The organism is Agriterribacter humi, assembly GCF_009192765.1.
GTDB lineage: Bacteria > Bacteroidota > Bacteroidia > Chitinophagales > Chitinophagaceae > Agriterribacter > Agriterribacter humi.
Genome location: NZ_VOHQ01000019.1, coordinates 74,818 through 85,561 on the forward strand (window position 1 = coordinate 74,818; position 10,744 = coordinate 85,561).

8 protein-coding genes are annotated in these 10,744 nt (G+C 42.3%); 4 read left to right on the forward strand and 4 right to left on the reverse strand.

Translation table 11 applies throughout. The annotated features are described in order from the left end of the window. The first annotated feature begins 6 nt into the window (after positions 1-6). Together FRX45_RS21955 and FRX45_RS21960 are read left to right on the forward strand one after the other, a co-directional pair. Positions 7-1,026, forward strand: coding sequence for a 3-hydroxyacyl-CoA dehydrogenase family protein (locus FRX45_RS21955; RefSeq protein WP_226805516.1), 1,020 nt, complete (start codon positions 7-9; stop codon positions 1,024-1,026). Positions 1,027-1,051: 25 nt separating this feature from the next. Next, positions 1,052-2,134: a dipeptidase gene (locus FRX45_RS21960; RefSeq protein WP_152270635.1), complete on the forward strand. Its 1,083-nt coding sequence runs from the start codon at positions 1,052-1,054 to the stop codon at positions 2,132-2,134. 93 nt (positions 2,135-2,227) lie between these two features. On the opposite strand, the gene FRX45_RS21965 is transcribed toward FRX45_RS21960, so the two are convergent. Beyond that, complete coding sequence (locus FRX45_RS21965; RefSeq protein WP_152270636.1) at positions 2,228-2,914, reverse strand: cell division ATP-binding protein FtsE; 687 nt, start codon at positions 2,912-2,914, stop codon at positions 2,228-2,230. Positions 2,915-3,078: 164 nt separating this feature from the next. Here FRX45_RS21965 and FRX45_RS21970 point away from each other — a divergent pair, with 164 nt between their 5' ends. Both FRX45_RS21970 and FRX45_RS21975 read left to right on the forward strand, forming a co-directional pair. Beyond that, positions 3,079-3,450 carry a BlaI/MecI/CopY family transcriptional regulator gene (locus FRX45_RS21970; RefSeq protein WP_152270637.1) on the forward strand — a complete coding sequence of 124 codons (372 nt, stop codon included), beginning with the start codon at positions 3,079-3,081 and terminating at the stop codon, positions 3,448-3,450. Positions 3,451-3,493: 43 nt separating this feature from the next. After that, positions 3,494-5,782, forward strand: coding sequence for an N-acetylmuramoyl-L-alanine amidase (locus tag FRX45_RS21975; protein WP_152270638.1), 2,289 nt, complete (start codon positions 3,494-3,496; stop codon positions 5,780-5,782). A gap of 42 nt (positions 5,783-5,824) precedes the next feature. On the opposite strand, the gene FRX45_RS21980 is transcribed toward FRX45_RS21975, so the two are convergent. From FRX45_RS21980 to FRX45_RS21990, 3 genes are all read right to left on the reverse strand, one after another. Beyond that, a complete protein-coding gene (locus tag FRX45_RS21980; RefSeq protein ID WP_152270639.1) occupies positions 5,825-7,966 on the reverse strand; it encodes an elongation factor G in 2,142 nt (713 codons plus the stop codon). Between the two features lie 121 nt (positions 7,967-8,087). Continuing rightward, positions 8,088-8,468: a hypothetical protein gene (locus FRX45_RS21985; protein ID WP_152270640.1), complete on the reverse strand. Its 381-nt coding sequence runs from the start codon at positions 8,466-8,468 to the stop codon at positions 8,088-8,090. A 189-nt stretch (positions 8,469-8,657) separates the two neighbouring features. After that, positions 8,658-10,744 (reverse strand): PKD domain-containing protein (locus tag FRX45_RS21990; RefSeq protein WP_152270641.1); only part of this gene is annotated, 2,087 nt, incomplete at its 5' end.

Sequence of the window (10,744 nt, forward strand, 5' to 3'; positions counted from 1 at the left end):
AAACACATGATGAGAGATACACAACTAAATGCTGCTGAAATCAAAATTGGCGTAGTAGGCCTGGGGTTAATGGGATGCAGCATAGCCACCTGCCTGCTTATGGCCGGGCACTCTGTGGTGGCGGTAGCGCCCCTTCCCATTGATCTGAAGTTTGCGCTTAAGCGTATTACAAAACACCTGCAAAGGTCGCACAGGGAGAAGCTGGTTACTAACGCGCCGGATTTTTACTTGCAGCGTCTTATAATAACCGAAGACTATGCTTCATTACAAGGCTGCGCATTGGTAATTGAATGTACGCTGGAGAGCCTGGATATAAAGAAGATTGTATACGGCAAAATTGAAGCGGTTATTGATAAGAATGCTTTACTGGCCAGTAATACATCGGCTATTCCCATAAGTATACTGCAGCAGCAAACCTCCCATCCTTCAAGATTCTTTGGTTTACACTGGGCCGAACCATCGCACACCACCCGGTTCTTAGAAGTGATATGCGGTAATGAAAGCGATATAACCAAAGGCGAATATTTATATGAACTGTCTCACTTATGGGGTAAAGAGCCCACATTGGTGCGTAAAGATATCCGTGGGTTCATTACCAACCGGATCATGTATGCTATGTATCGTGAAGCTATTTCGCTTGTAGAGAACGGCTATGCTACCGTAGAAGATGTAGACAGGGCCTGCAGGAATAATGCAGGCTACTGGATGACTTTAGTAGGTGTTTTTCGCTGGATGGATCTTACGGGTATACCTGCTTATCATACCGTAATGAAAGACCTGTTCCCTACTTTAAATAACAGCACGGAAGTACCAAAACTTATTGATGATATTGTAAAAAATGGCGGAAGAGGAACAGCCAATGCACATGGCTTTCACCAGTATACACCGGAGGAGGCGAAATTGTGGGAAGAAACGTTCACTGCTTTCAGTTATGATATAAGAAAGCTTGCTTTAAAATACCCCGAAGATGTAGTGAAAAAAAAGCTGAAAACAGTTCAAAAGAAAAATACCAGGCTTAAAACTTAATACTTACCACTTACCATTTACTACTATGTTTATTATTGACGCCCATCTCGATCTTTCCATGAATGCCCTGGAATGGAACAGGGATTTAAAACAACTGGTTGCTGCTATAAGGGAACGGGAGAAAAATATGACGGATAAACCCGATCGTGGAAAAGGAATGGTATCCCTTCCGGAATTGCGAAAGGGAAAGATAGGCCTGGTGGTAGCCACCATGATTGCACGGTTTGTAGATGTAAACAGTACGCTGCCGGGGTGGCATTCCCCGGAACAGGCCTGGGCGCAAACACAGGGTCAACGGGCATGGTATAAGGCCATGGAAGACAGTGGTGAAATGATACAGATCACCAATGCCATTGCATTGGAGAAGCATATTCAATTGTGGAATGATGGTACGATACCCGATTACACAAAACCCGTAGGGTATATTTTAAGTTTGGAGGGAGCAGATTCATTGATCAATCTCTCTTATCTTGAAAAATCATATCAGTATGGGTTGAGAGCGCTTGGTCCCGCGCATTATGGCCCGGGGCGCTATTCTCCCGGCACAGGAATGGAAGGGCCTTTAACAAAAGCCGGTGTGGAACTGGTTAAAGAAATGGATAAGCTGAATATGATCCTTGATGTAACGCATCTTACCGATGAAGCTTTTTCGCAAGTGATTGATTTGTACAAAGGGCCCGTTTGGGCAAGCCATCACAATTGCAGAACACTGGTTCCTTATCAACGCCAGCTTACCGATGAACAAATAAAAATATTGATTGACAGAAATGCTGTAATTGGAGGCGTGCTGGATGCATGGATGCTGAAACCCGGATGGGTAAGGGGAAAAAATGATCCGAAAACCGAAAATATTACGCTTGATGTATTGATAGATCATTATGACCATATTTGCCAGATCGCCGGAAACAGCAAGCATATTGCTATAGGAAGCGACTTAGACGGTATGTTTGGCCAGGAACAATCTCCATATGACATGAATACCATAGCGGATCTGCAGTTGTTAAAAGGCTTATTAGCAAAGCGGGGTTATACACAGCAGGATATAGAAAACATTTTCCATAAAAACTGGCTGCGCTTTTTGCTAAAAGCCTGGGGATCTGAGATTTGAGATTTATGATTTGAGATTCGAGATGTTCAATAATTCTTCATTTCCGAACATTGTGCAACCTGTACCCTGCAACTTGTAACCTGCCGTCCTGCTTTAGAAAGTGATCGCCGTATTATCTATCACTTTACCTCTTTCGGTACGCATTGTTCTTGCAGGAAATTTGCTGATCACACGATAATCGTGGGTAGCCATAACAATAGCAGCTCCATAATCTTTAGAAATATGAAAGAGCAACTGCATAATTTCGTCTGAAGTTTCGGGATCGAGATTTCCCGTGGGTTCATCGGCTAGTATTAGCTTGGGAGAATTCAGCAATGCACGGCCAACATCTACCCGCTGTTGTTCTCCGCCAGACAGTTCAAAAGGGAACTTGAAGCCTTTTGTTTTTAAACCCACTTTATCCAGCACATCGTTTATTTTCTCCTCGATAAGCTTCTCATCTTTCCATCCTGTGGCGCGTAATACGAATTTCAGGTTGTCGTGTACGTTGCGGTCGGTAAGCAACTGAAAATCCTGGAATACAATACCCAGGTTCCTTCTTAAAAAAGGTATTTTTTTCCAGTCCATATCCCTTAATTTATATCCTACCACGGTTCCCTCTCCTTCTTTCAATTTTAAATCGCCGTACAGTGTCTTCAACAGGCTCGATTTACCGGAGCCCGTTTTACCCACCAGGTATACAAACTCTCCTTTATTAATACGGATATTTACATCCTGTAAAATAAGTGAATTCCCCTGGTAAATATTAGCATGTTCCAGTTCTAAAATAGTTTCTGCCATAATACAATCCTCAATATATTCAAAGTTACGGTTTACTGCATTTTTGCAAAGAACGTATTCTTTATGCTAAGAACTAAGGTAAAACTTAATTTTTTTGTGTTAAACTAAAAAAATAGTTGTAAAACTAAATAATTAGTTTATCTTTGATTTCAGAATTAAAAATTATGAGTGTTATTAAAAATCTTACAAAAGCGGAAGAGCAGATCATGCAGGTTTTATGGAAACTGGAAAAAGCTTTTTTGCGTGAACTGGTAGATGCCATACCGCATCCAAAGCCACATCAGAACACGGTAGCCACCATATTAAAGATACTGATGGAAAAGGAATTTGTAGGGATTGAACTGTTTGGGAGAATGCACCAGTATTATCCGCTCATCAGCAAAGAAGCTTATTCCAAGGCCACAATGAAAAGCATGGTGAAAAGTTATTTTGAAGGTTCGTTCAGCAATGTAGTTTCTTTTATGGTTAAAGAAAACAACCTGAGCGTGGAAGACCTGGAGCATTTGCTGAAAGAGCTGAAGAAGCAGGGGAAATAAATACATAAAAAATCCCAAATTTCAAACATAAACATAAAATCCCATGCTCGCGATAGCATATTATATTCTTAAAGTTGTTATTTGTTCAGGTATTTTATACGGCTATTACCGCCTGACTTTACACAATAAAATATTCCATCGCTGGAACCGGTTTTACCTGTTGGGCGCTGTGGTCATCAGCCTGAGCTTTCCGTTAATCAAAATCAATATATGGCATAATCCTGCTGAAGATGACGGACAGATCATAAGATTATTAAACGTGGTAACAACCGGCGATGAGTATATACATGAAGTAAGCAGCAGCGGCAGTTTTCATTTGAGCGGTGAACAGGTGGCAATTGTTGTATATATGGCTGTTTCGCTTGCTTTGCTGATTATACTGTTTCATGCTTTAATGAAATTGAGCCGCCTGGCCCGGCACAATCCCTTACAAAAGATACAGCAGATCAATGTTGTGCAAACAGAAGCTAAGGGTACGCCATTTTCCTTTTTCCGTTATATTTTCTGGAACCGGAATATTGACATGCACTCGGATGCGGGGAAAAAAATATTTACACATGAAATGGTGCATGTAACGGAAAGGCACAGCGCCGACCGGCTGTTTATGAATATAGTGCTCATTTTTTTCTGGTGCAATCCCTTTTTCTGGCTTATGCGGCGGGAAATGAATATGATACACGAATTTATAGCCGACAGCAAGGCTATAGAAGATAATGATACCGCTACTTTTGCCGCTATGATACTACATGCCGCTTATCCGCAGCAGGCATTCGGACTCACAAGCAGTTTTTTTTCTTCATCCATAAAAAGACGTTTACGTATGTTAACACAATTGCAAAATCCACGTATCAGTTATATTGGCCGCATACTGGCCCTGCCCCTGCTTGCTTTTATTTTTGCAGCCTTCAGTATTAAAACGAAACAACTGTTACCGGGCAGTAATGAAACAGCATCCCTGCCATTGGAAAAAACAATTACAGTAGTAATAGATGCCGGGCACGGCGGAGAAGACAACGGTGTACATATTGCTAACGGACCCTTGGAAAAGGACATTACACTTGCATTGGCCCGGAAAATAAAGGCGCTCAATACAAATGCGAATATTAATATCGTTCTTACGCGGGACCGGGATATTACACAACCCGTGAGGAGTAAGGTTGATTTAACGGTAAAACAACAACCGAATGCTTTTATATCCATACATATTAATGCAGAAGATGCAGGAGAAAGTGAAGCGGGATCCGGTTTTGAAATATACCTGTCTAAGCATCAAACAAGCTATACGACACAGGCGCAGTTACTTGGAAGCCTGCTTGCCGCTGAAATAGAAAAGACCTACGGTGTAACGCCACAGCTCAAACAAAGAACAGGGAAAGGTATTTGGGTGTTAGATGCTCCCGCTATTAACTATCCTGCATTGCTTGTTGAATGCGGGTATCTTACCGATCCAAAAGACATGGCATTCATCACCAATGAAAAAAATCAGGAAAAAATTGCAAGAGATATTTTGAATGCGATTGAAAAGTTTGCAAAAACAAAAGATGATAATCCTGTTGCTCAATTAAACAATTCATCAGATGCAGGTATTACTGCTGTACAAAATGAGGATTCAAAGATCAATAGTCGGGGAGTGTTTAAAGCAAAGGATACAATTCCCCGTAAAATAAAATCAGTGGACATTACAACGGATGATCACCTTATAATAATTTACAGCGATGATAAAGCAGAAAAGATAACAAGGGCAGAAGCAAACGAAAGAGGTATTGTTTCTCCGCCGGTAAAAAATGTATTCAGACTGAAAGGCGCAGGTGACTCTGCTTTGTATTTGGTAGACGGCGTTGAAACAACCGTAGAGAATGTAGAGAAAATAAATCCGGGTAATATAGATAGCATAAATGTATATAAAGGGGAAAGTGCTGAACGTAAATTTGGTAAAAGGGGCAAAAATGGTGTAATCCAAATGAGGCTTAAAACTATGAATGCTGCTTCCATAGTTCAGGAAGGAGACAAAGTTTTTCTACAAGTAGAAACAGAAGCCAAATTTCCCGGTGGACGTGCCGCATGGCAAAAATTTATTTCGGCATCAATTAAAAAAGTAATAGACTCCCTGCAGGAAGAAAACAAACCCGGAACCTGCGTGGTACAATTTATAGTTGATGCGGAAGGAAATCTCAGTGAAGTGAAACCCCTGACAATGGAAGGTACCCTTTTTGCAAAAACCGTTACAGATGCGATCAAGAACGGACCCAAATGGATACCGGCCATGCAGAACGGGCATAAAGTAAAAGCATATCACAAACAGCCTGTTACATTCCAGATTGCGGAGGAGTAAAGATCTGGGTAATGGGAAGCATATTAAAGTTTCCTATTACCCCTATCCCACCATTTCTTCCTTAGCTACTTTATTATACTGTTCCGTTAATTTGCGTTGTGTTTCAAAAGGTACTACGGCATATTCGTGAAACTGCATGTTGAATTTAGCCCTCCCCTGTGTTATAGAGCGCAACGATGAGGAATAATCATTCATTTCGGCTAATGGAACCTTAGCCATTACCCTGGTAAAATTTCTTTCTGCATCAATACCTTCCACCAGTGCCCGGCGGGTTTGCAGGTCGCCCATAACAGCACCTGTCAGATCTTCAGGGCATAATACATCTACCTGGTAAATGGGCTCCAGTAATTGCGGCGCTGCCAGTTGAAAGGCGTTCTTAAATGCCATGAGTCCGGCTATTTTAAAAGAAATATCATTGCTGTCAACAGGGTGCATCCTGCCATCAAATACCGAAACTCTTATATCTCTTACGTAGGAACCCGTTAAAGGCCCTTCCTGCATTTTTTCCATTACGCCTTTAAGTATGGAAGGTAAAAAGCGCTGGTCAATTGCGCCTCCTACAATGCAGTTGTAAAAAACCAGCTTACCGCCCCAGGGAAGCTGTTGTATATCTCTTCCTCTAACATTCAGGCCTGAAGGCTCCGGCATGCCTTCGTACCAGGGTTCTATCCGCATGTGTACTTCTCCAAACTGCCCTGCGCCGCCAGATTGTTTTTTATGCCGGTAAACAGCTTCGGCTGCGGTTCTGATGGTTTCGCGGTAAGGAATTTTAGGCGCCTCAAAAACAACATCTACCTTATACTGGTGTTGCAGTTTCCATTTGATAACTGCCAGGTGCATATCGCCCTGGCAATAAATGATCGTTTGCTTTAATTCGGATGAAACTTTAACAAGAAGGGTCGGATCTTCTTCCCTTAACTGGTGCAAGGCGGCCGATAGTTTTTCTTCTTCTCCTTTTCTTAAGGTGCTGATGGCAATGCTCATATTAGGCGCAGGAAACTCGATGGGCGTTAGTTCATAATTCACATTTTTTTCGTGCAATGTATTGTTAACATGCGTGTTTTTTAATTTCAATGTTGCACCTATATCGCCTGCACTCAGCTCACCAATATTGGTCCTTTTATTGCCCTCCATAACAAACAACTGGTTCAGCTTTTCAGATACGCCGGTAGTTTCATTAATAAGATCCATACCTGATTTAAGCGTACCTGAAAATACTTTCATAAAAGACAGTTCCCCAACATGGGGTTCTGATATCGCCTTATAAATAAAGGCACAAACCGGTTTGGAGGCATCACAGGCAATATCTTCTCCCCTCACAGAAACCTGCGGCGGCATTTCATTGGCGCTGGGACAAACATTATCAATAAAACCCATCAGGCGTCCGCTTCCCATATTGCGCTCTGCCGAAAGACAAAACAGGGGAAAGAGATCGTGATTGATCATGGCCTTCTTCATACCAGTTTTGATCTCATCTTCATCTAATTCTCCTTTCTCAAAATATTTTTCCATCAATGTTTCATCATTGCCGGCAACGGCTTCTATCAGTTCTTTATGCAATAAATCGGCTTTCTCCTTTTCTTCCGGAGGGATGGCCAGCTTTTCTGGCTTACCACCTGCATCTTTAAATTTATACATCGTCATGCGCAGCACATCTACAATGGCATGAAATCCTTCTCCCTGTTGCAGCGGGTACTGGATTACTGTTACATTATTGCCAAAATGATGTTTTGCCTCTTTTACCGTATTATCAAAATCCGCTTTCTCAGCATCGAGGTGATTTACGGCGAAAATCATTGGTGTTTTAAATTGTTCTGTATACTGCCATATCACGTCCGTGCCTACTTCCACTCCCATTGCCGCATTCAACAGCATAATACCGGTATCGGCTACGCGAAGTGCAGAGAGTACTTCTCCCACAAAATCATCATAACCGGGTGTATCAATAATATTGATCTTGTAACCCCGCCATTTGGTGTGCATTAATTTGGAAAAGATGGAATTGCCCCTTTCCTGTTCCAGTTCATGGTAATCGCCTACCGTATTTTTTTCTGCAATTGTTCCGCGGCGGGAAATTAAACCCGCTTCAAAAAGGAAACATTCGGCAAGCGTTGTTTTACCGGAGCCGGCGTGCCCAAGAAGAACAATGTTCTTTACATGGGAAGTATCAAATTCGGCAGCCATGGCAATAATATTTTAAGATGAATAATATGATATGGTTGGCCAATGTAATGGCATAAAAAATTCATAGCAGTAAAGAAGGATGACTTCTTCTGCAAAAAAATACTTTGTTTTAAATGTATAGTCAGGTATAGTTTACCAGGAATTTTTGAAAATCGTTTTTGATCTCGTGCAGGGTATGCCTGAGATGCTGGTATTCGGCAGATAATTTTTTGTAACCGGAGATCATGGTTTCGGGAGGCGCGCCATCATCAGACACTAGCTGAAAGGCCGGCATCCTGTTGTGGGATTTGATGGATTGTTTGAGATCGTGAATGTTGGCAAGCTGAATGTCGAACTGGTTTTCGTAATGCTCAACATCTTTAAGCGCTTCTTTGCTGGTAATGTGGGCTGCAGCCTGCTGCAGTTCATTTTTCATCCGGGTAAATTCTTCGCGCTGTGAACGCAATGCCTCCCTCCAGGTATTACATTCTTCTGAGAGTTGAGCAATGTCTGTGGTAACCATGGGCGTACAATTTTAAAGTGAAGAAATAAAATGAATTGTTCTTTAGCCAATGGGATCGGATAATAAGTACTATTTAAAAGTACTAAAAAATATAAACATAAAAAGGCTTTTGTGTATAAATAAAAAACCATCCGTGCAGCTTTAGCTGCGCCGGATGGTGGCGTTGTCTATCAACTTCCAGAAAAAGGTCTACTGTGTTACCAGTGGTATTATAATTCTTTTATCGTCTAAAATACATTCTACAAAGTATTCGCCTTTTGCATAAGCCGCCAGGTTAATATCATTTACGGTATTGATCATCGTGGCAAATAATATGCGCCTTCCTACACGGTCGTATACTGTAACTTTTATGGGTTTGGGAGGTAATTTGGAGAAGATCAGTTTGGCCAGTCCGTGACCAGGATTAGGCGATAATTTAACCCTTATGTCACCTATATAAATGCGTCCGTCCGGCACAAAGAAATAGGGGTTAGATTCACCACTGCATCCTGTGCCGGTGCTCGTAACCATCACTTTATATTTGCCATAGCCTCTTGGTTTATATACTTTGCCTGTGGCTCCCGGAATCAATATTCCATCCTTATACCATTGATAGGTATCCGCTGCAGAAGCTATCAGCACATTTCCTTCCTGCGTAATAACAGGCACAGGAAGATTGGCCATTGTTATGTAAACTTCATCATATACGTTTCCACCACAACCTGTTACTTCCACACTGTAGAGACCAGATGACATTGCATATATCGTTTGCGTAGTGGCGCCCGTATTCCAGAGGTATTGCGCACCGGCATTGCCTGCATCAAGTTTTATACTATTACCAAAACAGATAGTGGTATCGTTGCCTAAGTTCACAACAGACGGTGCATTCATTAATGAAATCTCAACCTCATCTTCACCCACGCAGCCGTTATTGTTTACTGTAACACTATATACCCCGGCCGCATTCACTGTAATGGATTGTGAAGTGGCAGTTGTATTCCATATATATGCAGCACCAGGATAACCGGCATTGAGCGTGATGCTGCTTCCTGCGCAAATGGTAGTATCATTTCCCAACGAAACCGGTAGTGTTGAACTTATATTGACTTTTATTGATCCACTGCCGGTGCAGGTACCATTGTCTACTGTAACGGAGTAAGTGTCTGCATGGTCTGCGACAATGGTTCTTGTGGTTTCACCCGTGCTCCATAAATAAGTGGCGCCAGGGCTGCCGGCATCTAATATAACAGTGTTGCCTGTACATATAGTGGTATCGTTGCCCAGGTTAACAGTAAGCCCAGGGGCTATCGTTACATTAATAGCATCTATTGCCTTACAACCGTCTTTGGTTACGGTAACAATATAGGTATCGCTAGTATTTACAGTAATGGTTCTTGTGGTTTCGCCGCCCGGAGCCCATTCGTAAGTGGCGCCCGGATGATCCCCTGCATCAAGCATAATGCTGCTTCCTGCACAAATAGTGGTATCATTACCCAGGTTAACGGGTATGCCCGTTCCGCTTACGATAACATCTTCTTCGTATGTTTTAACATTCCCGCTAACTGTTACTTTTAATGTTACATGATAAGAGCCTGGCTGCGTGTAATTGTGTGTCGGGTTCATAATAGCGAGGTCGGGAGTACCAGTTAAAATAGTACTGCCATCACCGAAATTCCACTCATAATTGCTGATGCTGCTGCAGGATGTGGTAGCATCGGTAAAGCTTACCACGATTGGGCTGCAAGAGCCGGTTTGTGTATATGTGAACTTAGGTTCAGCCGACGGTTTCGCATTAATCAATATTGTATCACTGGAAGTACATCCATCTTTTGATACGGCTACCCAATATTTGCCTACACCGGAGATTAGGGTAGTTTGATTTTTTTCAGTAGCATAAACGAATGGCATATAGGTACTGCCCCATTGGTATGTTGCACCTGTTACTCCTGCATCCAGCGTTGGGTTTCCATTAAGGCAAACTGCCTTATCAGGTCCCAGGTCCACGATGAGTGTAGTTGAGTTGATGTTAATGGTTTTAGAATCTGTGGCATCACAGCCATTGCGTGTTACAGTTACGGTGTAAGTACCTGCAGTGTTAACAGAAATGGTTCTGGTGGTCTGTCCGCCGGGCATCCAGCTATAAGTTGTGCCTGCACCGGGATCACCTGCGTCAAGGGTAATGCTGCTTCCTGCACAGATGGCTGCATCAGCACCGAGGTTCACTGTTGGTGGTGTTGTTACGGTAATATCTTTAGAATCTGTGGCATCACAGCCATTGCGTGTTACAGTTACGGTGT